Consider the following 22,785-nt stretch of genomic DNA (forward strand, 5'->3'; position numbering starts at 1 on the left):
TTTAACCACAGAGATACGGAGAATGCACGAAGAGCGCAGAAAAAGAAAATTTATTACAAAGCAATGTATCAAACTTACACGTTTGTGCAGGATTAATTCTTAGCGTACTCCGCGCCGGCCGGTGTATCTCCCTGGTTAAAATCGATAATATTTCGAAATTAACAGTCAAATTATTGCGCAATGTTGAATAATTAATAGTTAAATTAGCCACACTTAAATCTTATAGCAATGAAAACAATAATTGTAAACGGGGCTACCTATTGGTTGCCCGAAAACAACACCGACGTAATTACACTCGTAAACGATGCTGTAGCCAACAACGAGATTATTTGCCTTCGCGGCTCAGGCCATTCATTCCCTTTAATAGGCGACCTTGAGACCGAAAAAAAATCAGTAACCGGGAAAACCTACAAATACGTGATGCTTTCCGAAATGTATGCCATCGAAATGCTTGATGCCAACACGGTAAAAGTGCAGGCAGGATGCCATCTCGGTGTCGATCCGTTTGACCCTACGGGCATCTCTACGGTGGAAAACTCCTTATGTTATCAATTGGATAACATGACTCCCCCGCTCGCGCTTCCCGATTTGGGTGGCATCACCCATCAAACTATCGGCGGCTTTTTGTCGACCGGTTCATCAGGCGGCTCAACGCAGTATTCGTTTGAAGATGCTGTGATAAGTGTTGATGTGGTTGCCTGCCAGGCAGGCCAGGGTGCGGCCATTACTACTTTTACCCGGCCGGCAGATGGTAACCCCGATGACCCGTTCTTTGCTGTGGGTGTTGCCTCTATGGGTTTGCTTGGCGTTATCGTATCAGCGACTTTCAAGTGCATCCCGCAGTTTTATATCGCAGGGTCCGAAACTATTGAATATGCCGATAAATGCACCACGATTAATCTTTTCGGCAATTCGCCCGGCTTGCCCGACATGCAGGCATTTTTGGAGCAAACTGAATATACCCGCTTAATGTGGTGGCCGCAGCAAAATAATGTGCCGGACACCGACCTGGCGCGGATGGTAACCTGGCAGGCAAAACGTACCGACAAGGCCGGCGCGGAGGCCTGGGCAAAACATGCTTTTGACTTGATGAATACCCCGCCAACCGTACCACCGCCACCAACGCCTCCTGCTGATGGCTTAAAACCATATGAGGAAGTGCCTTATATTTTCGGCAGCCCAATTCCTGCCACTATAGCGGCCGATATTTTATACACCGCCATAGGCCAGTGGCCGGATTGGCTGCAAAAACTTTTAGCAGATAAACCGCTGGAGTATCAAGTTATTAAGGCCGTTGTGGAAGCTAACTACGCACCTAAAATATTCCCAGCCATAATGGATATTTTTGTTACTGTTGATACGCTCACTAATAGGAATAAAGGGCCGCAGCTGTTTTCTGACCGCTGGTATACCGGTTTGCCAATGGATAACCAGATGAGTGATAAGCTGATGCCGGTTTGGTTTACCGAACTGTGGATAGATATTAACCAGTCGGAGCAGGTGATGGATGCGCTGAAAGCCTGGTACGATGCACAGCCGATTACCATCGACCTTAGTTTCAGTACTGAAATTTATGCGGCCAGGCAAAATGATTTCTGGCTCAGCCCATCGTACCAACAGGATGTTATCCGTATTGACGTGTTTTGGTTTGGCCATAACAAAGGTAATCCGGCGGATTTTTACCAAAGTTTTTGGGATTTGCTGGCGCCATTCAACTACCGCCCACACTGGGGCAAATACATCCCCGATACGGTTAATGGCACATCCGGAGTAACCTACTTCTCTGATCAATACTCAAAATGGAACGATTGGATGGCCCTAAGGTACAAAATGGACCCCAACCAGGTTTTTGTAAACGATTACTGGAGAGGGAAATTGGGGATACCGGTAGCGTAACCTAACCCCTTTGTCATTCTGAACGATCGTGAAGAATCTTATACGAGCGATGGGTATGCGACTGATAAGTCGTAAACCTTGCACTCGTATAAGGTTCTTCTCTTTGTTTAAGACCTGAAAATTTCATTTTTTTGCGCAGTTATTTCTGTAACAATTCATCACCCCAACAATCTAACCAAAAACCTTCCTGCATGCTGCATTTTATAAAATTCAAAAAATTTTATGGGAATTTTCCTGCGTTAACAATTGATGACTTTGCCATTGAGCCGGGTATTTACTGGATAAAAGGTGTTAACGGCTCGGGGAAAAGCACGCTGCTAAAATCAATTGCGGGCATTCTGGCGTTTGATGGCGATATTGTTTTGGAAGGCAACATCAGCATAAAAAAACAACCGGTTGCCTACCGCCGCCTCGTAAATTTTGCCGAAGCCGAGCCGTTGTTCCCGGAGTTTTTAACCGGGATGGAAATGGTAAAGCTGTTTGCATCGGCCAAAGATGCGCCGGCGGGGCAGGAGCAACAGTTTATAAGCAGCATGAAAATGCAAAGCTATATCGACCGCCCAATCGGCACCTATAGCAGCGGCATGCTGAAAAAACTATCGCTGGTACTGGCATTTTTAGGCAAGCCCAAACTGATATTACTCGATGAGCCGCTGATCACCATCGACACTGAATCGTTAAAAATACTTTACAGCTGGATACGCGACGAGCATCGCGACAACGGCGTAAGTTTTATGCTATCATCGCACCAGGCACTGGACGTTGACGAGCATCTTGATGCCGGCGAGTTATTGGTTGATGCCCAAACCCTGCAATTTACCCGCTGATGCCAAAGCCATTGAGCAATATACTGGTTAAAGTTTTCGCCAGGGGTTTTTACAAAGTAAACTCCGGCTTGCTCATTTTTATGTTTGTAATATTGGTTAGCTATTGCTTTTTCATCAACACGCTTGGCGATGTTAAGCTGCTGCCACCGGGTAAAGAGCTGTATTACCAGTTTTTTATCCTGATCAACTTTGTAAACAGTCCGGCCATGATGCTGTTATTTTTTGCCTGCTGGCTTGTTTACACCATTAAAAGCTGGCAATATGTAGCCGGCCAGCTGCGCGTTGAGCACCACCAGTTTTTATATTACAGCATTTTATCGGCAGAACGCAAGGCGCAGTTTAAAAGCTGGTCTTATATGCAGTTTATTATTAGTCTGCCCTTTGTTTTTTATGCGGTGCTGGCGTCGGTAATCGGGCTGGTGTTTCACCATTATTTAACCGTTGTCATCATCATTTTATTTACGCTGCTGTTAATTGCCATTAGCGCATTTATCTATCTAAAACAAATCAATAACCTCGTCCGCGAAAAAGGGCAAAGCACGTTGCTCAACCTCGGCCAAAGCTGGGGTAAACCATTCTTTAGCCTGTTTATTTATCAAATATTTGATAAGCTGAAGCTGGCTTTTGTGCTGTCGAAACTTTTATCATACATGGTCATCATCAGCGTAATGTTTTCGTTTGCAGAGGTGAGGACGGACAGCAGGGTTGCGGCATTTGCTATACTTGGCGTTGTAATGGCGCATGCTGTACTGATATACCAGCAACACAGGTTTGGGCTGGTTTATTTATCAATCACCCGCAACTTTCCATATAGCCTGACCCGTTTGTATATACAATACACACTTACATGGCTGTTATTGCTGCTGCCTGAATGTATATGGCTTTTTGCCGGCTTTGGCTTGTTTACAGCTTTCGGCTTGCTCTTTTTATTAATGGCGATTGTAATGCTGTTCCATTGCGTATTATACCGCATTGGCTTGGCCATGAATACTTATTTACCCTGGTTGCTGGCCCTGTTTTTTGCAATTTCGCTGGCAATATTGTTTGGCTGCGTTTGGCTATTGGTGCCGGTTTGTTTTGGGATATCGTTAATGTTGTTTTATGGGAATTATTACAGGGAGGAGTTGGATGTGCGGTAATCTTCTCCACCATGTCATTGCGAGGAACGAAGCAACCGCGAACTATGCAGGGCCGCCCTGTAGAGTTCGCGGTTGCCGCGCTCGTTCCTCGCTCGCAATGACAATTTTTAATATTAACTTATGCAATCACCACTAACCACCATCCTCCTGAAAATATTTGCCCGGGGTTTTTACCGGGCGCATGCCGGTATTTTGGCCGTGGGCTTTTTTGTGCTGTTCGGCATGGTTGAGCCGGGACAGATTGTGAACTACCATAAAACTTTAATGCTAACGCTTGCGAGCAGTCCGCTAATGATGGGGGTGGTGTTTTTGTGCTGGCTTGTTTATAGTATTAAAACCTGGCATTATGTTGTGGGGCAAATAGGGGCAGTAAACCAAGCGTTTTTATTTTACAGCAGTAATGCGTTCGCACCCGGCAAACAATTAAAAAGCTGGTTTTATATGCAGCAGGTTTTGCTGTTGCCCATATCTGTTTACGGGCTGTTTGCCGCGGTATTGGGCGTGGCGCACCATTATTATCTAATTCCGGCGGCTATTATCGCTTACCTGTTTTTGCTGGCTACTCTTGGCGCAGTGTTGTACCGCCGCACAGTTAATAATTTGGTGGATGGTAATACCCAAACCTGGCTGTTAACCCTCAGCAGCAAATGGCGCAAGCCCTGGTTTAGCTTGTTTATTTATAATGTGTTCGATCAGCACAAGGTTACCTGGCTTATCACCAAAGGCCTGTCGTACCTATTGATAACCGGGTTCTTCCTGTTGTTTGCTGATGTTGCGCACGATACCCGTGTGGCCGGTATTGCCCTGCTGGCTGTGGTTGTGGCCCATGTAAAGCTGATATTCGAGGAACGCTGTTTCGAAGAAAAATGGCTGAGTTTTACCCGTGGCCTGCCTTATAGCCGGGCGCAGTTATTTGCCAGCTTCGCCGGGGTTTATTTGATATTGATGCTGCCTGAAGCTATCTGGCTGTTTAGCAGGTTTAACCCACTGATTGCCGTTGAGTTGTTACTGGCTGGTATCAGTATCGCTATGCTGTTTCATTGCCTGTTATACTATATCGGGCTGGATATGGAGAAGTATATGCTGTGGATATTCTTTTTGTTTGTAGCAATTTTTTGGATGATACTATTTAAGCTGATTTGGGTGGTTGCTGTGGTTAATTTGATGGTGGCGTTTGGAGTATTTTGGAAATGTTATTATCGTGAACAAAATACGTTGACAGAGCAATAAAGCTACCTCTTTCGCCCATGTTGGTGTTGTCACCGACAGGATTTGGCGTGCAAAATATTACTCTTTGCAAAAAGCTGCGGGCTAATTCTGCTTACAATGTTCATCGGTTTTGTTGGTGACAATAACGGCAAAGGAGAAGGTTTTTCGAACACCTGTTACGACAATATCGATAAATGTAGAAAATTAAATGCTTGATAATCAGCGTTTTTTATAGCGTTCGGGGTGTTCCGCGTGCAAAAATGGAACGCTGAAATGAAATCCGCCCGATATTGTTCTTTGAACTGACATTCAACTGACATCTGTTGTCGGCCAAATAATTATTTTAAGCGACAAAACAAGCATAAAATGAGGAACAAAAAGGGGCTTGAATTTCCGGCGGTGTTCGCGGTGCTATTGGCTATTACCAGTTTCCAGGGTGGGGCGGCTATTGCAAAAGGCCTGTTTCCTGTACTTGGCGCAGCCGCAACTTCTTCTTTAAGGATAGTTTTGTCTGCCATCATCCTGGTTATTTTTAACCGGCCCAACCTGCGAAATTTGACAACCACGCAATGGAGATTAGTTGCGTTGTATGGTTTAACGTTAGGGGCAATGAATACCATTTTTTACATGGCAATATCCCGCATACCGCTTGGTTTGGGTGTTGCCATCGAGTTTATAGGTCCCCTGGTGCTTGCCCTGGTCGGTTCAAAACGCCTGATCGACTTTCTATGGGTTCTGCTTGCTGCCGTGGGGATAGCATTGGTTGCACCATGGAGCAGTAAGGGTTTAGACATTCTTGGTGTACTGTTTGCGTTGCTTGCAGGCGCACTTTGGGCAGCCTATATTTTACTTGGCGGGCGTATATCTAAAATAATGGATGGAGGAAAGGCCGTTACCATCGGGATGATTTTTGCGTCTGTCTTGGTGTTGCCGGTTGCTATAGGTAACGGATTATTCATCCACCTAAAACCTGTAATGCTGCTGCCGGGGCTTGCGCTGGCCGTGCTGTCAAGCGCCCTCCCTTTTACGCTTGAGATGCATGCGCTGCGGAAAATACCAGCAAAAACGTTTAGTATCTTAATGAGCCTGGAGCCCGCCGTGGCGGCGTTTTCCGGTCTCCTGTTCCTGCATGAGTACTTGTCATTTCAGGAATGGCTTGCGGTTGCATTGGTTATTGTTGCAAGTGCCGGCGTTACACTAACCGGGAAAAGGAATGCGCATCCGGCGAGTGATACTCCACCTATAAAAGATATTTAAAGGTCGATGAAGTCAAAAAATAGTAACTTCCCCAATAATTCTAAACCCAAGCGATATGAAGAAAATAGCCGTCCTTTGTTTATTAGTAACAATCACTTTCAGTGCTTTTGGGCAGTCAACAATACACTGTCTCATCAAAACCGGGTTGGGCGATATAGCTATCGAACTTTACCCCGCCAAAGCGCCTGTTACGGTTGCAAACTTTATGCGGTATGTGGATAAGAAACTGTACACCGGCAGCAGCTTTTTCAGGGTGTGCACACCCGCTAACGAGGCCGACCGAAAAGTAAAGATCCAGGTGATCCAGGGCGGCAATGTGCCTGACAGCTTAAGCCTCGACAGTATAAAAATAGAAACTACCAAATTTACCGGCTTGTTGCACAAAAACGGCACGCTCTCCATGGCGCGCAGCGGACCAAACTCGGCCACAAGCCAGTTTTTTATCTGTATAAACGATCAGCCGGCTTTAGACTATGGCGGCGCCCGCAACCCCGACGGGCAGGGTTTTGCCGCCTTTGGCAAGGTAATCGAAGGGATGGATGTGGTGAAGAAAATACAGGCACAAAAAGATACCTCGCAATATTTGGTTAAGCCGGTGAAGATCTACAGTGTGAGTAGGGTGGAGTGATCAATTGCCGGTGTCCAATGCCGGCGATTATTCTATCTCCACCTTTTACGTTGCCTACACCAGCAAAGCGTTCCATTTTTGCACGCGGAACACCCCGAACGCTGTGAAATATGCTGATTATCAGCGTTTACAAAAACGCTTCAGTGGCTAAACTAGCGTATTTTTTGTTACTATCAAATAGCCGGCGTAATCCCCTTACCTTCCCAATAATCAATTATCGGTTTGTATGGGCCGTATTTATGTTGCGTTTCGGTGAAAGGGTCTTTAAACGGTCCTTTGTCATAATCTATGGCTTTTTCTTCGTAAAAAGGGTAATCAACCTCTTTGGTTGTTTTAGGAGCCGGACGTTTATGTTTGGTATCGTCGTTAATAAAGGCTGCAATATCCAGCGCTTCAGCATCTGTTAAAAATGCCTTGCCTGGTGTGGTTTTATCATAAGGCATATTGCCTTTTAACCATTGCGCCAGTTTAACAACCCTGTGCATGCTTGAGCCGGGGCGATAAGCCAGCATTCCCCACACTGGCGGGTATTCATAGGATACATTACTGGCCAGCATTTTCCCTTCACCATTTTGGGCGTGGCAGCGCTGACAATGCAGCGCATACAGTTTTTCGCCACGGTCTGAAGACGCTGCTATATCAGGTAGTTCCACTGTCATGTTTTTAAGGCCCTTTGTATGACTATCGGTATGTGACGAATCACTCAGGAATTTGAGGTAAGCCATTATCGATATCATCTCTTTGCCATCCAAAGGTAAAGGCCTGCCAAGGTTGGGGCGCATCACGCAATTATTGATCCGCTCGGCAAGCGACAGTATCCTGCCTTCCCTTGCCCGGTATTGGGGATAATCGCGGAAAGAGCGCACAAGGTTAAAAGCAAAAGGCCTTGTACCTGCATCGCGGTGGCAGTTGGTGCAATTCATTTTATTGCCGGTGTAATGACCGTTTACCCCATCCGGGCCAATGTAATAAGCAGTATGTAACATTAAATCCCTCCCGTATTTTACGGCAGCGCCATATTTACCCTTTGGGATTTTTGAGGTATCAACTGTCAGTAACGTATCGGCATGGGTAGCCAACGAATCCTGGTTATTGGCCCGCCCGGTACCAGTAGCATTGCATGATGACAGCAGCTGTCCCATAATTACCAGTACCAAAGCGGCAAACAGAATAGCTGTATATTGGTATATCTTTTTCATCTTTATCTATGGTTTTAAATAGTCGTCAAGTTGTTGGAATTTAATAAAGCCGGCGCGGTAGGTTGGTACCGATGTTTCCATCGTCCACTGTAACACACCTTTGGCGTTGGTTAATACAATAATGTGCCGTTTGGAACAGCATACTAAAATGCTGGTATCGTTTATCATATACGCGCTGCCCATGCGGCCGTTAAATATCTGCTTGGGCAACTGAAAGTGCATGGCAATTTTGGCGCTTTTGTTTTGTTCATCAATTTTCATGGCAAACACGCCCGACTGGTGTTTCTCAACGCCATTATCAAAAAACATCAAATTGCCCTGCTGATTGATATGGGCTGCGTGGGCTTGGGTAAAATTGCATTCGGCAGGCAAGGCTATGGTGCCGCCTTTGCCAAATTTGTAGATCACTTTACCGGTTTTAGCATCAATCTTCCAGATTTGCCCGTTGTTGTAAAACGACATCAGGTAGTTACCATCGGTATCATAATTTAGGCTGTTGGCATGCATCCAGTCCTTTTTTGTTTTTAGCAGTTTTTTATCCATTAACGGGTCCATCACGTCGAACACGCTCCACTTGTAAAGCTGTTTGCCTGTTTTATCCATTACCATAATGCCATCGCCGTTCACGGTGTCTTTTTTGCCGCCACCAATAGCAGTAAGATCTATTATTTTTTGATCGACAAACAAAGTCACCAGCTGGCCTTTATCGTTTTTTAGGATCTCGTGGTGTATAGTTTGCTGAAAATCGCCCTGACCTTTGGTCAGGTGTAATAATGTATCGCCAAGCAGGTTAATTTCCAGTATCTCGCTGCCGTAGCTGGTTGGCTCATCATTGCGTCCCAAAATGGACAGCAAGGTGTGCTCTTTTGTAAAATTGATCACTTTAAAGCCAAGGCGATCGATCATATGATACCATCTTACCTGTCCCTGGTGGTCAACCAAATAGGCTACCCCGGGTGCAAAACGTTTATTGATAAGCATTAAGCCATCTTTAAACTCTGCCGGTAAAGCTGTTTTATCCGCCGTTTTGGCCTTAAACTGATCCTGCAAAAACATTTGCAGCTCGTGCGATTTGAAAGTGTACACCTTGCTAACACTTTTTACCCCATTGCTAAGGCTTATCACATTGTAAGCGTAGTCGGTATTGGGAACGATATTGCAAAGTACGAGCGAATTCATGTCCTTGTTTTTCGACAACAAAGACCTGAATTTTCGGCCGCTTCTATCTTTATCTGCCCAATACTCCACATACACATCGGCAGGGCCGCTGGTGGTCACATCTACCTGTATCTTTAAATCGTTATTATTGTGTAACCCAACGTGAATTTCTTTAACAATAGCTTTACTGCCGCAGCCGGTAAAGGCTATGCCAATTGCTAATACTGCTAAATAACAAACCCAACGCTTTGTTATACCCCGTTTTTTTGTATTCATTATTTTAAAAGGTAAAGAATATACAGCTTTTTAAGGCCGTATATTCTTATTTATATAGATAATTGGGGAGCAATTATTGCCTTCCTGAATTATTCAGGTTAGGGTTGATGTTCACCTGGTTTATAGGGTAAGGGAAATACTGATCGCGGGGTAAAGTTACTGTCTGGTTTAGGCCCGCCCGTTTCAGGTAAGCATTTACCACTACATCATATTTACCAAACCTCATTAAATCGGCTCTTCTTTTTCCTTCATAATACAATTCCCAGCCGCGCTCCTGTAAAAGTGCGTCGCGGAATGAAGATTGGTTAAGCTCGCCCATTACTAATTGTTTAGCATGCGACCGTGCTTTAACCATATTTACTAACCCTATGCTTTCTGCAGTTGGTCCGCTCAACTCGTTTAAAGCTTCAGCTCTGCTTAGTAATACATCCGCATAGCGCAAAATATCAACGCTATGGCCATCATAGTAAGTGTTATCAGCTCTGCTTGGGTCGGCATATTTCATGGTTGCGACATCGGGCATATACAAAACACCTGCCGGCGGGGTTGCACCTAATGTTGGGGCTTCTTTGTGCGTTAATCCATCAACACCATCGTACTCGGTAAAGAACATTTTTTTACGGTCGTCTTCATCGCCATAGCTGTTATAAAAATCCCAGGTTACGGCATAATACTGCCACCTGTCTGTTAGTACCGGGTGGTTAAGCGGGCCAAAGTGATTCAGCAACTCAGTTCCATTTACGTTTGCATCGCTCAATACCGAAAATATATTTTCTGAACACCATTTGTTGTCCTCTTTAAATAAACCGGCATAAGTTGGATATAACTGGTAAATGCCCAGATCCATAACCTGCTTGGTTAAATCAGCAGCTTTTTGCCATTGGTGCTGACGCAGGTATAGTTTAGCCAGTAAAGTCATGGCAGCGCCTTTTGTAGCGCGGCCAACATCGTTTGTTGAGTAATATTTGTTGTTTTGATAATCAACAGGCAAAGTGCTTATAGCACCCTCCAGGTCTGATATTAGCAGCGCATCAATAGTTGCAACAGACGTAACAGGTGGCTGGCTTGTGTATTTAGGATTTGCAATGTCTTTTTCGGTTACCAAAACTACCGGCCCCCATGCATCTGTCAGGTCAAGGTAGGCAATGGCGCGCAAAAACTTCATTTCTGCAAGGAACTGGCTTTTAGCGTCATTACTGATTGTGGTCATAGCCGAAAGATTATAGATGGCGTTATTAGCATCTGCAATCAGTTTATAGATTTGTTTCCAGTCCTCGGCCAATAAACCGTTTGCTGAGTTCCATTGAACCAATGAAAGCTGACCCGGGTCGCCGCCATAATCGCAATGGCCAACGTCTGTCGTTAAATCGGTAAGGGCAAAGTGTCTTACTGTCCAATAGTCAAAGTTGTCGCCAACGGCGGGGCCCTTTAAACGGGCGTAAACTGCGTTTACCGCGGCCACCGCGTCTGATTGTGTGTGGAAGGCGTTAGTGCTGGTTAAGTTGCTGTATACCTTCGGGTCGAGGTTCTTGTTGCAGGAGAACTGCAAAAACACAGCAGCTATGATCAGGGTAATATTATATTTTTTCATTTTATTAATTTTATGTTGATCCGTTAATGGATGATTATGATTAATGAACAGATACTTTAACACCAAAAGCGAAGGTTCTGAACGCAGGGAAGGCGTTGAAATCCAAACCTCCTGCGGTATTGCCTGTATGTACGTTTACTTCCGGGTCGGTTCCTTTGTAGCCTGTTACGGTAAGCAGGTTTTGTGCTTCACCATAAATTCTTATGCCCTGCACAATTTTAATGCGCTGGAACAATGAAGACGGGAAGTTATAGCCTAATGAAACAGATTTTAAACGGGCATACGAAGCATTCTCCACAAAGCGTGAGTTTACGTAACCGCCATAAGTGCTCAGGAAGTAACCTTCACGCGGGATGTCAGTATTTTCGTTTTTGCCGGCCACAAACCTGTTCAAGGCGTCGGTACTGGTTGTCGATTCCAGAACCAACCTGTTCATATTAAACAATTTGTATCCAAATGCGCCCTGGATAAACACGTTAAGGTCAAAACCTTTGTAGTGAAAATCGTTACCAAAACCCATGGTGTAATGAGGGTTTGAGTTACCTAAGTATTTCTGATCATCAGGGGTGATTTTACCATCAGCATTTACGTCCACATATTTAGGATCGCCTGGTTTTGAATTTGGCTGCGGTGCATAAGTTTCGCCGGTTTTAAGTACGCCTGCATAAACGTAGCCGTAAAGCTCGCCCAATTCCTGTCCTACCTGCAACCGCGAAAACTCGCGGCCCGATACCGTTCCGCTTGGGTTAGCGGTATTGCTGCTGATGGTTTTGATACCACCGAGGTCCAAAGCTTTTTGTTTGTTGTATGCAATGTTAAAGCTGGTGTTCCATGAAAAGCCATTTGAGCGGATGTTGTTTGTATTTACAGAAAGCTCGATACCCCTGTTTTCAATGGCACCGGCATTTACCAGTTGGGTATTAAAGCCCCACCATTGGCCTATTGGAAGATTAAGCAACAGATCACTGGTTTTTTTACGGTAAACGTCAATAGTAACGTTAATCCGGTCATTTGCAAAACCCATATCCAAACCTGCATCAAATTGCGCGGTGCTTTCCCACTTAAGGTTGGGGTTTGCCAAAGTAGACGGCTCAATACCTACCTGCAACGCCCCGCCCGGGCTAAGCACTGTGCTATAGTTACCAAATGTGCTCAGGTATTGGTAGTTGTTGATCCTGTCGTTACCTGTAACACCGTAGCTTACCCTTGCTTTTAAATTCGAGAAAGTGTTTAAGTTTTTAATAAAATCCTCATCACCAAATTTATAAGCCACAGCCCCCGATGGGAAAATACCATGCCTGAAGTTGCTGCCGAATTTCGAGGAAGCATCATCCCTTAAAGTAAATGTAGCCAGTATCTTATCTTTATAAGCATAATTTAACCTGCCGTAATAATCGGTAAGTGACGACTCAGATTTACCGCTGCTATAACCGTTTACTGTAGAACCGGCACTTAAGTTATAATACAGAAAAACATCGGTAGGGAAACCCTTGGCACCTGCACCAAGTGACTCGGCAACGTCTTTTTGGTTCGAATTACCTACCAATAAGGTAAAGTCGTGATCTTTAATCTTGTATTTGTAGGTCAAATAGTTTTCAACCAGCCACCTGAAAGCCGTCGACATTTGCTCGCTGGCTATACCACCATTTGCTTTACCTGCAACCAATGTCCGGGGAGTGTATTGACCTGCTGTAACCTGGCTGTACTCGCTGCCTGCGCCCAGATGATAGGTAAGACCTTTAAATAAAATATAATCTAAAGAAACGTTACCGTTCATCAATTTGCTGCCGCTTTTGTTGGTGGGCTCCAAAAGGGTGGCCAACGCATTGTTTTTACCCTGGTACACATAATAAGTACCATCCGGGTTATAAACCGGGATATTGGGCTGTGCCGTTAACAGTCCAAACAATGGTGGGGTAATGTCGCCGGAGTATGATTGTAACGTTGAATTACCGCTTGCTCCATAAAAGTTGGCGCTTAGTTTTAAGTTTTCGTTCAATGTTTTTTCAGCACCAATCCTTGCGGTATAACGCTCCAAACTGGTGTTTTTTAATACGCCGAGTTGTTTGAGATAATTACCCGATACATAAATTTTTGAACCTTTGTCGGCGCTGCTGATGCTTAAATTGCGGTTTTGAACAGTTGCATTTTGAGTAGCAGCTTTTAACCAATTGGTGTTGGCCAATGGGTAATTTGAAGGGAATATCGGCGGTTTGCCATCTTCAACAGCCGTTGCATTTTGAATATCGGTATACTGTTGGCCGTTTAATAGCGATGGATGATAAGTTAAATATTGCTGACCGTTTGATAGATCGGCTTCAACTACTGTGGAGCCTATTTTACCCTTTTTAGTGGTAATTAAAACTACACCGTTACCACCTCGCGAACCGTAGATAGCAGTTGCCGATGCATCTTTCAAAATCTGGATATCTTCAACATCATTAGGGTTTATCTGGTTACCGTTATCAGAGATAAAACCATCAACTACATATAACGGCGCGTTACTTGTATTAATAGAGTTACCGCCGCGTATGGTAATTGATATGGTACCACCCGGCGCAAAGCTCGATTGCTGAACCATTACGCCAGCCGCTTTACCTTGTATGGCCTGGGCCAAATTTGAGGTGGTGCCGCGTAAGTTAAGTTCACTTGCCTTTACCGAACTTACGGAGCCGGTAAGGTCGCTCTTTTTAACTGAGCCGTAACCTACGACCACAACTTCGTTCAGTTTGTTAAGATCTTCCTGCAAAGTAATTGTCGAGCCATCAGCGCTGCCCGAAGAAATTTCCTGGGTTTTGTATCCTATATACGATACTACCAATATGCCGGAGCTACTCTTAACTGTAATTTTAAATTTTCCGTTTAAATCTGTAGTGGTAGAGTTTTTAGCTCCTTTTTCGGTTACTGTAGCGCCCATGATGGGGCCGTCCTTGTCTTTTACAGTGCCGTTTACCACGGTTTGGGCTTTTGCCAGTGCCGGTAGCATTAAAAACAGGCAACAGCAAGCCATTTTAAAAAGGGTACCAAAAAGTTTCTTTTTTGAAAAAGATCTTTTTGCATAACCCGGATCAGAGAGTGTGTAAATTTCAATCATACATTTTCGGTGTTAGAATTAATTGGGTCAGTGTATTAATTTATTGTTAGTTTTATAATAAAACTTCAGCAACGAAAATTAGAGATATAGCTATCTCAAAACGAAAAAACATCCCCTCAAACACAGCGCAAACGTTTGTTCTGGCCAAAAAACGGCGTCATAAACCTTTTATTAACAGTGTTTTATGTAGTATTGGCTAAGTAAAAAGCAAAGAAATGAGGGTTGTTGAGGCCTTGTTAATGTTGAATTCGGCGTAAAATTCCGATAAGCTGCTCGTTTTATGTCGGCACCAAAGTATTTGATCCTGAATGTGCGCTGAGATCGAACCAACACCGGGTCGACAGGTCACTTAACCGGATTTAGGTAGCCACAACGTTCAGTCAGCGCAAAAAAGCAATGTTTTTGGCGGTGGAAATCCGCAGATCATGTTAGGAAATAAAGCGTGTTTTTTCTAAGGCTGATTATTACAATCGTTAGTGTTGACGGAATTTCCGGGTACTCTGTTTTGGTGAACAATAAAGCGTCCTAACTCAACGCAAACGTTTGAAATGTGGCTGCATTTAGCCATCACCCGGCATCAATTACTAATTTAACGCGGGGGCGGGGTAACCTCGCGATCAGCTCACCCCGAACCGCTCTCCGAAGAAAGGGGAGATGCTAATCATAAGTATAAAGGGCAAACGCGCCGTTTTTTCCTGTGCGAATACGATTCGGCAAAAATCCAATAAAAAGCAGTGTTGGTATAACCCTTTTTATAAGAATATCTTTTACAGAGATTTAAGCTTTGCTGCTTGAACACTGAAAAGTCTCTACAATTCAATTACCGTTATTAATTCGTCATTGGTGATTGAGATTTCGTTTAATGCTTGCAAAACATATTCGAGGCCTGAACTTTTAGGATTGTGCTCGTACAAGGAATAAGAGCCATTTTTAGAATTTGCAATAGCTTCCCGCACGTCTGCTTTTTCTTTGTCTGTCCAGTATTTCTCTTTTATTTGGCCGATATTCCCAAAATGCGCTTCGATTTTAGACTTTAAAATCGAGTATTCGTCATACGTCAGGAACCCAATTTTTTCGTCATTAGTGAAACTTTCAAAGTTTACGTATCCTGTTAAACAACGGCCCTTTATGATGAAATTCCAAAGCTGGATAAAATCGCGGTCATTAGTTTTTAATACCATGTCGGTACTTTCATTATATCGCCATTTATTCATTGTCGGCCCAAAAAGTTCCAGTATTTTGTTTTCACTGTTTGTCGAGTCACAGTAATTTAGAAACTCAGAAGTTAGTTCATCAATTAGTTTTTTGTCAAGATTATGAAGGTTATATTCGAAATCATCATTTTGCGCCAAATAACTTTTTAATTCTTTATTGCCAAATGTTTCGTTGAACTGTAGTACTGAAGAGTCGGCGGCATCGAGGTACCATTGCCTGAATGTCGAAAAATTCTCGAAAATTGTTTCTTTAAGAGTTTTTCTAAGAATACTTCTATAATAACTAACCCGTTGGCCCATTTTAATTTTTCAAATATTTCACTTAATTATTGGCGGCGCAAAGTTCACGCGATCATTTCTTTTTCACCTCATCAACTCCGGATAATACCCCGCTATCAAATCTTTCGCCGTTTTATCCAATTCTTTGATCAGCCTCGGCTTATCCTGCGGCCGCAATCCCTTTTGATTAATTTCATTTATCAAGCTCCAGTTTTTATCAGGATGTTCCGGACTAGGGTCGGCAGGTTCTTTGGCGGTAAGATCATAGCGGGTGAAATCTATTACCATATCAGGCGTATTTTGGTGCCAGTCGCGAAGCAGTGCCAGCCTGAATTCCTTGTTCATGAACCATTTAATTTCAAGGTTATTGTACGAGTCGCCGAGGCCGGAGCCACGCTCTTCAAAGCGGTAATTCCATTTGTCGTTGGTTTTGTACTGGTTGCGCCAAATGTTGCCATACTCGCCAAAGGTTACAAAGTGAGTATCGGGCCAGCGTTTTTTGGTACCGGTTACCCACATTTCAAGGGCGCTGCAGATAAAGTCTTTTCCAAACTCATAAACCAGCTGTGCCTCCCAGATATTGGTAACCCAGCCAAAGCCGTTTAATTCAAAACCTTTATCAAAATGTATTGATTGCGTGTGCATAACCTCTCTGTGGCCCAAATCGAGCCCCCAGCCGTGGTACGTCTCCAGCGGGCCAACGCCCCGGCGACTGTTATAACCATCTAATTGCTGCCCGATGGCACCACTTCGGCGCGCACAAATAAAATCCATAGTCCAGCCATCCAGGTTTACGCAATCTATAAAATCCTTGCTGCCTTGCGCCGGTTTACAAAAATGTTCTTTGGAAGGATAAAAAGGGTAGGAGGGCGAACCATCTGCACCGCCGCCATCAATATTAAACTGGCTCCATATTACGGCATGTGCCGTATGGATATGTTCTTTTTCGGCGAGGTATTGTAAGTTGTTGGCCGATAAAAAGCCGCCCATTATAGCTTGCGGCCGGTAACCGTTGCCCACAAAATCGGTAATTGTCTGGATAGCCTCCGTCATTTCCCTGTTTATTCTTTCGCGCGGCAGATACATTGCCGGGAAGTAACCCGGAAAGTAGGAAACCTCGTCGCCATATTTTTGCTGGCATTCGGCTACATAATTCCTTATTTCAACATAATTTTTTCGTTTATCTTCCAGCGCATTTAAGGTAAAGCCCCAGGTAAGCCGCCCATCTGGATTGTTTTTGGCGAAAGCTTCGCGCATCCATCTTACACCTTCAAGCGTATGCCACGCGGCTTCATCACGCGGGTGCAGCTTCACGTCTCTTGATACTTCCCAGGGCGTGGTGCGGACCATGATGCAGAAAGTCACAAACCTGTTGCCGTTTAGCTGCAGGGGCGCCGGATTATTTAACAGGAACGGATCAAAACCCTTAAATAAGTTTGATTGGCCAACCGCTAAGCCGGCTGTTGATATTGCGGAACTTTTTACAAAAGTGCGTCTGTCCATATCGAATTGAAAATCTTTGGTTGCCGTTAAAGATATTAATTCTTTTTACCGCAGGATAGGACAAAAACTGCGAAGTTTACGTTTATATAACATCGCACTAATAAACATTCAAACATGCAACCACCGGTACTGATTCCAATAAGCATTCAACAGGAAACCAATAATGTTAACGCTTATAAAAATATCCCCCTTTCAATAGTAAACGATCATACGGTCAGGCTGAGCATAATGACAGAGCCCTTTTACTGGCACTATCACCCCAATTCTGACGAAACTTTCCTGGCATTGGAAGGGGTATTATGTATCGATCTGGAGGACAAAACGGTTGAACTGTCGCCTAACCAGCTAATAACCATACCCGCCAATGTAGTCCACCGCACCAGGCCTAAATACGAGAGGTCGGTTAATGTTACTTTTGAGCGGGAGGGTATTGAAACGGTTAAACTAACGTGAGTTCAATATAAAAACACGATGCTTTGAGTTGCGGGCGACATCACAATAGATGGTCGTCGCCTCACCCTGCCCTCTCCGAAGGAGAGGGTTCTGAAAAGGAATTTCCCATGAGCAACGCTCAAGTCCTCTCCTTTGGAGAGGATTTAGGTGAGGCGAAACGCAAGCCGTTAAGTAAAACGATATGGATCTATTAGTACAATTCTTATATCGAACTCACGTCAACTGTTATTAATTACTACCTATAGGGATATTTTATTTAATTTAGAGCAAAAAATTATCACCAAATCACCCTAAATGAAAAAAGTATTAGTACTTATAATTGCATTTTTGGCAATCATCACCTTCCAGGCCTGCAAAAAAAATCATACCTATTATGTGCCATCAAAAATTGTGGATGTTAGGGGGCTTTTCTCTTTAACCGGCAACTGGTCGTCGTTAGGGGTTACCTCAAGTGCAGCAATACAACTGGCTATGGAAGACATCAATACATACCTGGCGAAGAAGAATGCTGGATTCCGCATAGCAGCATCGGTTTCAGACACCAAGCTGGATGTGAACCTCGCCAAAACATTATTTAACAAAGCCAATAGCGAAAAAATACACTTTATTATCGGCCCGCAGTCAAGCGCTGAGCTGGCCGGGCTGAAACCGCTCAGCGATGCCGCCAATATTATAGTGGTGAGCCAAAGTAGTACCGCCGGCAGTTTGGCTATAGCTAACGATAATATTTTCCGCTTTTGCCCTTCGGATAAAATAGAAGGTGCTGCAATTGCCAATACCATAGCAAAAAAAGGCTTTAAAGGATTGGTTACCGTGGCGCGCGACGATGCGGGCAACAAAGGCCTTCAAACATCGACAGGCGCAGCGTTTACTACTGACGGCGGGCAAGTAGCCGCAATAGATCCGTATGCAACTACCACTACAGATTACGCTGCAGTTGTCGCATCCATTAAAACCCAGCTTAATACAATGATCACTACTTACGGCGCAGATAAGGCAGCCATTTACCTGGCATCGTTCGACGAAGGCACTGAGATATTTAAGCTTGCAGCTGCTGACCCGGTCTTAAGCAGCGTAAAATGGTTCGGCGGGGATGGCGTAGTATTAAGCACAGCATTTTTAAACGATCCGGTAGTAGCTGATTTTGTAATAAAGACAGGATTTTTTGCGCCATCTTTTGGCCTGTCGGCAGCTACGCAGGACAAATGGGCGCCTGTTGCCGCACGTATAAAAGCAAAGACAGGCACCGACCCTGATGCTTTTGCACTGGTGGCCTATGATGCCATGTGGACTATAGCCTACACACTTGAAGGAACCAATGGCAGTACCGACGATTTTGCCGCTCTTAAAGCTGGATTTGTTGCAAATGCCAATAAAAATACCGGCATTGTTGGCGCCGAAGCGCTTGATGAGTTCGGCGACCGCTCAAATGGTACTTTTGATTACTTTGGCATCGCAAAAAACGGCACATCTTATTCATGGCAACTGGTCGGGAAATCTGACGAGTAAACTGTAATATTTTTAATTATACGCAGAGCCCGGTATGAAAATATCGGGCTTTGTTGCTTATATTGCTTCAATTTCAGGCAAACAAGTTTATCCATTCTAATTGACGATAACGTTAATATCAGCTAAGCCTAATAAAAAATGAACAACCTGCATAATCTCGACAATAATATAAAAGCCAAAATTAATGGCGGCGGCGTATCCATTGGAGTCTTTCTTGTTAGTGGCAGCCCGTTTATTGCCGAGGCTATGGCAAATTTCCCGGTTGATTGGATGCTTATCGATTTTGAGGCATCGCATATAACCAATGAAAATCTGCTGCATATTTTACAAGCCATTAACGGCTACGAAATTACCCCGGTTATAAGAGTTGCCGATCAAAACAGGCGTATGATTGAATTTTGCCTCGATCTTGGCGCCAAAGGCGTGATGATACCGAAAGTAGATACTGCGGCACAGGCTGCTGAAGTTAGTAATGCCTGCTATTATCAGCCGAAGGGTAACCGGGGAATAGGCGGCATTAGGGCGTCGGCCTTTTATACCAATACAAAAGAGTACCTTAATAGGGCTAATGATTGCATACTATCCATTGTTCAAATCGAAAGTAAAGAAAGCATAGCTAATTTAGATGGTATTGCGGGCACGGCAAACGTTGAAATACTTTTTATGGGCCTGGGCGACCTGGCAGCATCATATGGGCAAACCGGCAATGTGGAAGGTAAACTAATAGACGAGGCACGGCAAAAGGTGGTGGCTGCCTGCACGAAATATAACAAGATTCCCGGCATTTATGCACACAGCATTGATGTTGTGAACCAATATATCCAGGAGGGATTTACGTTTATCGCTATTGGCAACGAAATAAAATTCATGAGCCAGGGCCTGGGAGATAGCTTAAATAAGATTGCGTTAAGAAGCTAAATTGTTTAACCATAAAAAAATATAATGAAAGAGAAAATAGGCACAAAAGAAAACCCGCTGGCTTTGCAAACGCCGCCATTATCGTCGGCCTACACTATGCACACCGATGTAAAGGACGGGAAAGACGTTTTGGTATGCACAGTCGGCAAAACAGTGTTGCTTTACGATTACCGCTGTTTAACCGACCTGCACGAAATGCTTAAAAAACATGGCGACTGGATGGAACTCGGCAGCGCCGACGAACAAAAGCCGGCAAAAGATGGCACCGTTGAATCCTGGGGGCGTTCAGCAGATAACCCGGTTGGCGGCTGGTATGGCCTGAAGAAAGGCTTGCGCGGGCGTTTTGGTATGTATGTACCGCCATTGATGGAAGCTTTGGGCTTAGCTGAGGTAACACATGAAGCTAAAGGAAATAAAATGCGGGCAAAATAGGTGTCAGCGCTATTGTGGAGACATAATAGCGCGTCACTTTACGCACCAGGCGACGCGAGAATATCTACTTGTAATTTGATTTCTTAACCAGCCTTCGGATATCTTTTATCAATATCTTTCTGCCTTCAGTTTCTATTATGCCTTCTGCTTTAAATTCCTTTAACAATCGGATAACATTTTCCTGTGCAATTCCGGCCATACTGGCAAGGTCCATCCTCGATATATTTAGAATGATGTCTTTTTCGCCCGGTTTATCGTCTTTGTATTTTTCACGCAGTACAATTAGTGCAATAGCTAAGCGCTCGTGAGCTGTTCTTTGAGCGATTACCGAAATGGTATTCGCCAGTACGGTAAATTCGTGACTCAAAGTTTTCAATAACCGGTGTGTAAAAGCGGGCGACCGGTGTAAAATACTGATAAAATCTTCTTTTGGGATAAAGCTTATCAGGCTGTCCTCGATAGCAGCAGCTGAATCCGGGTATCGTTCTTCTGATAAAACAGCATGATACCCGATCAGTTCCCCGTGATTGGCCACATAAATTATCAGCTCTTTCGCCAAATTGTCGACCTTGTATTTTTTTACCTTGCCGCTCCTTATCAAAAAAATACCAGCCGGTACCGAACCTTCCCTGAAAATAACATCACCTTTCAAATATTTCTGATCGCTTTGGTTGGCTACCAAATCTGCATATTCTTCTTCAGAAAGAATATTTAGCATTGATTGCGTGGTAAAATTCCACCGGTCGATAGGGAAAATTCCGGACAAGCTCATAGTTCAAAGGTACGTTTTTTTAAAACTGATAAATATCAGTTTCCGGGCTGATCTGTTACAACAAATAGCCCTGCCATAAAGTCTAGATTTACCGGGCATGAAAGTTTATACACTTCCTGGTTTTTCGCCGGTTGCTGCACATCAGCCGGGAGCGCAGATAGCAAGTTCAAAGACAGAGAATTTATATCCGCCCTTATTTACAAACGATGCGGCATTTGACAGTCAATTCCCGCAGCATTTTCAAATGATATCGCCTAAACACTGGACGCCATTGGCAGTCGCTCATATAGCGGCTGGTTTTTTGGCAGGGCCCGGTGCCCGGGTACTTGATATTGGCAGTGGTATCGGTAAGTTTTGTTTGGCAGCAGGTTTCTATTTTCCCGAAACTTACTTTTATGGAGTCGAGCAGCGACAAGAATTAATTTACCTGGCTGAACAAGCTAAACAATGCACGCAATTGCACAACGTGAATTTTATTTACGCCAACATTACCCAGGTTAATTTTAAGGGATTCGATCATTTCTATTTCTACAATTCCTTTTATGAAAATATCGATACGACAAATCAAATTGATGACACGATTGAAATATCGGAAGGGTTGTATACCTATTATACCCAATATCTCCATTCGGCGCTGGATGAAAAGCCTCCCGGAACCCGCGTTGTTACCTTTCACAGCTTAGAACAGGAGATACCGTCAAGTTACAAACTGGCAGCCGTTGCGTGTAACGCCCTGCTCAAAATGTGGATTAAAGCATAACCAAATGGAAACGCTCCGGTTTTTATACGCCAAATTTAAAAAGTACCAAACTGTTAGAAAAAATAAAAGAATGCTTAATGAGATTTTAAACCCTTCGCTCTTCCGCCACGACAACACATTTGATGATTTATACCCTCAACATATACAGGACATGTCGCAACTGCACTGGACACCTGTTGACATAGCGAAAAAGGCGGCCAATTTCCTGGCTATTCCTAACGCCAGGGTTTTGGATATAGGAAGCGGCGTAGGGAAATTTTGTATTACTGCCGGCTTTTTTCATCCCGAAACCGCTTTCTATGGAATTGAACAGCGAAGTGAACTATATGCATTTGCCGAAATAGCCAAAGAGGAAGTGGATTTGCCCAATGTGAATTTTATTCATGGCAATTTGACAGAACTGGATTTTCGGGACTATGACCATTTTTATTTCTATAACGCTTTCTATGAGAATATTGAACCTGACAGGCGCATTGATTATGCAGTAAAAACTTCTTTCGAGCTTTACAATTTGTATAGCCGGTTTGTTTATCAGATGCTTGAAGAAAAACCCCCGGAGACAAGGCTGGTAACTTTTCATTGCCCGCACATGCAGGTTCCTCCCGGCTATCAATTAGTCAGCAATTTTTACAGCACGGCATTGAAAATGTGGATAAAAGAATAGGGAGTAA

General features: G+C 44.0%; 19 protein-coding genes. 12 read left to right on the top strand and 7 right to left on the bottom strand.

Annotation, left to right across the window (positions count from 1 at the left end; genetic code table 11):
• Window positions 1-228 precede the first annotated feature (228 nt).
• The 6 genes from Q0R52_RS20680 (at window position 229) to Q0R52_RS20705 (ending at window position 6,956) form a co-directional block, all read left to right on the top strand.
• Window positions 229-1,896: a D-arabinono-1,4-lactone oxidase gene (locus Q0R52_RS20680; RefSeq protein WP_295797930.1), complete on the top strand. Its 1,668-nt coding sequence runs from the start codon at window positions 229-231 to the stop codon at window positions 1,894-1,896.
• Between the two features lie 191 nt (window positions 1,897-2,087).
• Window positions 2,088-2,723 (top strand): ABC transporter ATP-binding protein, encoded by a 636-nt coding sequence (locus Q0R52_RS20685; RefSeq protein ID WP_295797933.1) that lies wholly within the window; start codon window positions 2,088-2,090, stop codon window positions 2,721-2,723.
• Window positions 2,723-3,862 carry a hypothetical protein gene (locus Q0R52_RS20690; RefSeq protein WP_295797936.1) on the top strand — a complete coding sequence of 380 codons (1,140 nt, stop codon included), beginning with the start codon at window positions 2,723-2,725 and terminating at the stop codon, window positions 3,860-3,862. The genes Q0R52_RS20685 and Q0R52_RS20690 overlap by 1 nt, the downstream gene beginning before the upstream one ends.
• Before the next feature lie 120 nt (window positions 3,863-3,982).
• Window positions 3,983-5,092, top strand: coding sequence for a hypothetical protein (locus Q0R52_RS20695; RefSeq protein ID WP_295797939.1), 1,110 nt, complete (start codon window positions 3,983-3,985; stop codon window positions 5,090-5,092).
• A gap of 345 nt (window positions 5,093-5,437) precedes the next feature.
• Entirely contained in the window at window positions 5,438-6,328 is an 891-nt protein-coding gene (locus tag Q0R52_RS20700) for a DMT family transporter (protein ID WP_295797941.1), read from the top strand.
• A 55-nt stretch (window positions 6,329-6,383) separates the two neighbouring features.
• Entirely contained in the window at window positions 6,384-6,956 is a 573-nt protein-coding gene (locus Q0R52_RS20705) for a peptidylprolyl isomerase (RefSeq protein WP_295797943.1), read from the top strand.
• Between the two features lie 173 nt (window positions 6,957-7,129).
• Here the strand turns inward: Q0R52_RS20705 and Q0R52_RS20710 are convergent, their stop codons facing one another.
• The 6 genes from Q0R52_RS20710 to Q0R52_RS20735 all read right to left on the bottom strand — a co-directional run bounded on the left by Q0R52_RS20710 (window position 7,130) and on the right by Q0R52_RS20735 (window position 17,270).
• Window positions 7,130-8,155, bottom strand: coding sequence for a c-type cytochrome (locus tag Q0R52_RS20710; protein ID WP_295797945.1), 1,026 nt, complete (start codon window positions 8,153-8,155; stop codon window positions 7,130-7,132).
• Window positions 8,156-8,161: 6 nt separating this feature from the next.
• Window positions 8,162-9,589, bottom strand: a complete 1,428-nt coding sequence (locus tag Q0R52_RS20715) for an aryl-sulfate sulfotransferase (protein ID WP_295797947.1) — start codon at window positions 9,587-9,589, stop codon at window positions 8,162-8,164.
• A 73-nt stretch (window positions 9,590-9,662) separates the two neighbouring features.
• On the bottom strand, window positions 9,663-11,180 hold the full coding sequence (locus Q0R52_RS20720) for a RagB/SusD family nutrient uptake outer membrane protein (RefSeq protein ID WP_295797950.1): 1,518 nt from the start codon (window positions 11,178-11,180) through the stop codon (window positions 9,663-9,665).
• A 40-nt stretch (window positions 11,181-11,220) separates the two neighbouring features.
• Window positions 11,221-14,274: a TonB-dependent receptor gene (locus Q0R52_RS20725; RefSeq protein WP_295797955.1), complete on the bottom strand. Its 3,054-nt coding sequence runs from the start codon at window positions 14,272-14,274 to the stop codon at window positions 11,221-11,223.
• A gap of 809 nt (window positions 14,275-15,083) precedes the next feature.
• Window positions 15,084-15,788 carry a hypothetical protein gene (locus Q0R52_RS20730; protein ID WP_295797958.1) on the bottom strand — a complete coding sequence of 235 codons (705 nt, stop codon included), beginning with the start codon at window positions 15,786-15,788 and terminating at the stop codon, window positions 15,084-15,086.
• Between the two features lie 63 nt (window positions 15,789-15,851).
• Complete coding sequence (locus Q0R52_RS20735) at window positions 15,852-17,270, bottom strand: DUF3863 domain-containing protein (RefSeq protein WP_295797960.1); 1,419 nt, start codon at window positions 17,268-17,270, stop codon at window positions 15,852-15,854.
• Between the two features lie 114 nt (window positions 17,271-17,384).
• Between Q0R52_RS20735 and Q0R52_RS20740 the strand changes: the two genes are divergently transcribed.
• From Q0R52_RS20740 to Q0R52_RS20755, 4 genes are all read left to right on the top strand, one after another.
• A complete protein-coding gene (locus Q0R52_RS20740; protein ID WP_295797962.1) occupies window positions 17,385-17,723 on the top strand; it encodes a cupin domain-containing protein in 339 nt (112 codons plus the stop codon).
• Window positions 17,724-18,017: 294 nt separating this feature from the next.
• Entirely contained in the window at window positions 18,018-19,232 is a 1,215-nt protein-coding gene (locus tag Q0R52_RS20745) for an ABC transporter substrate-binding protein (protein ID WP_295797964.1), read from the top strand.
• 138 nt (window positions 19,233-19,370) lie between these two features.
• Complete coding sequence (locus Q0R52_RS20750) at window positions 19,371-20,150, top strand: aldolase/citrate lyase family protein (protein ID WP_295797967.1); 780 nt, start codon at window positions 19,371-19,373, stop codon at window positions 20,148-20,150.
• 24 nt (window positions 20,151-20,174) lie between these two features.
• Entirely contained in the window at window positions 20,175-20,582 is a 408-nt protein-coding gene (locus Q0R52_RS20755) for a DUF6855 family protein (RefSeq protein WP_295797970.1), read from the top strand.
• A 64-nt stretch (window positions 20,583-20,646) separates the two neighbouring features.
• Here the strand turns inward: Q0R52_RS20755 and Q0R52_RS20760 are convergent, their stop codons facing one another.
• Entirely contained in the window at window positions 20,647-21,354 is a 708-nt protein-coding gene (locus tag Q0R52_RS20760; protein ID WP_252793175.1) for a Crp/Fnr family transcriptional regulator, read from the bottom strand.
• Window positions 21,355-21,451: 97 nt separating this feature from the next.
• On the opposite strand from Q0R52_RS20760, the gene Q0R52_RS20765 reads away from it, so the two are divergent.
• A complete protein-coding gene (locus tag Q0R52_RS20765; RefSeq protein WP_295797972.1) occupies window positions 21,452-22,114 on the top strand; it encodes a methyltransferase domain-containing protein in 663 nt (220 codons plus the stop codon).
• A gap of 4 nt (window positions 22,115-22,118) precedes the next feature.
• Window positions 22,119-22,778, top strand: a complete 660-nt coding sequence (locus Q0R52_RS20770; protein WP_295797975.1) for a class I SAM-dependent methyltransferase — start codon at window positions 22,119-22,121, stop codon at window positions 22,776-22,778.
• Window positions 22,779-22,785: the final 7 nt, after the last annotated feature.

This window comes from Mucilaginibacter sp., assembly GCF_025359345.1.
Classification (GTDB): domain Bacteria; phylum Bacteroidota; class Bacteroidia; order Sphingobacteriales; family Sphingobacteriaceae; genus Mucilaginibacter.

Excerpts from the sequence above, each read along its gene's own strand:
- Q0R52_RS20730 (WP_295797958.1), bottom strand. The coding sequence starts at position 15,788 with ATGGGCCAACGGGTTAGTTATTATAGAAGTATTCTTAGAAAAACTCTT.
- Q0R52_RS20700 (WP_295797941.1), top strand. The coding sequence starts at position 5,438 with ATGAGGAACAAAAAGGGGCTTGAATTTCCGGCGGTGTTCGCGGTGCTA.
- Q0R52_RS20695 (WP_295797939.1), top strand. The coding sequence starts at position 3,983 with ATGCAATCACCACTAACCACCATCCTCCTGAAAATATTTGCCCGGGGT.
- Q0R52_RS20680 (WP_295797930.1), top strand. The coding sequence starts at position 229 with ATGAAAACAATAATTGTAAACGGGGCTACCTATTGGTTGCCCGAAAAC.
- Q0R52_RS20765 (WP_295797972.1), top strand. The coding sequence starts at position 21,452 with ATGAAAGTTTATACACTTCCTGGTTTTTCGCCGGTTGCTGCACATCAG.
- Q0R52_RS20685 (WP_295797933.1), top strand. The coding sequence starts at position 2,088 with ATGCTGCATTTTATAAAATTCAAAAAATTTTATGGGAATTTTCCTGCG.
- Q0R52_RS20740 (WP_295797962.1), top strand. The coding sequence starts at position 17,385 with ATGCAACCACCGGTACTGATTCCAATAAGCATTCAACAGGAAACCAAT.
- Q0R52_RS20725 (WP_295797955.1), bottom strand. The coding sequence starts at position 14,274 with ATGATTGAAATTTACACACTCTCTGATCCGGGTTATGCAAAAAGATCT.
- Q0R52_RS20710 (WP_295797945.1), bottom strand. The coding sequence starts at position 8,155 with ATGAAAAAGATATACCAATATACAGCTATTCTGTTTGCCGCTTTGGTA.
- Q0R52_RS20755 (WP_295797970.1), top strand. The coding sequence starts at position 20,175 with ATGAAAGAGAAAATAGGCACAAAAGAAAACCCGCTGGCTTTGCAAACG.
- Q0R52_RS20715 (WP_295797947.1), bottom strand. The coding sequence starts at position 9,589 with ATGAATACAAAAAAACGGGGTATAACAAAGCGTTGGGTTTGTTATTTA.
- Q0R52_RS20720 (WP_295797950.1), bottom strand. The coding sequence starts at position 11,180 with ATGAAAAAATATAATATTACCCTGATCATAGCTGCTGTGTTTTTGCAG.
- Q0R52_RS20770 (WP_295797975.1), top strand. The coding sequence starts at position 22,119 with ATGGAAACGCTCCGGTTTTTATACGCCAAATTTAAAAAGTACCAAACT.
- Q0R52_RS20750 (WP_295797967.1), top strand. The coding sequence starts at position 19,371 with ATGAACAACCTGCATAATCTCGACAATAATATAAAAGCCAAAATTAAT.
- Q0R52_RS20735 (WP_295797960.1), bottom strand. The coding sequence starts at position 17,270 with ATGGACAGACGCACTTTTGTAAAAAGTTCCGCAATATCAACAGCCGGC.
- Q0R52_RS20760 (WP_252793175.1), bottom strand. The coding sequence starts at position 21,354 with ATGAGCTTGTCCGGAATTTTCCCTATCGACCGGTGGAATTTTACCACG.
- Q0R52_RS20705 (WP_295797943.1), top strand. The coding sequence starts at position 6,384 with ATGAAGAAAATAGCCGTCCTTTGTTTATTAGTAACAATCACTTTCAGT.
- Q0R52_RS20690 (WP_295797936.1), top strand. The coding sequence starts at position 2,723 with ATGCCAAAGCCATTGAGCAATATACTGGTTAAAGTTTTCGCCAGGGGT.
- Q0R52_RS20745 (WP_295797964.1), top strand. The coding sequence starts at position 18,018 with ATGAAAAAAGTATTAGTACTTATAATTGCATTTTTGGCAATCATCACC.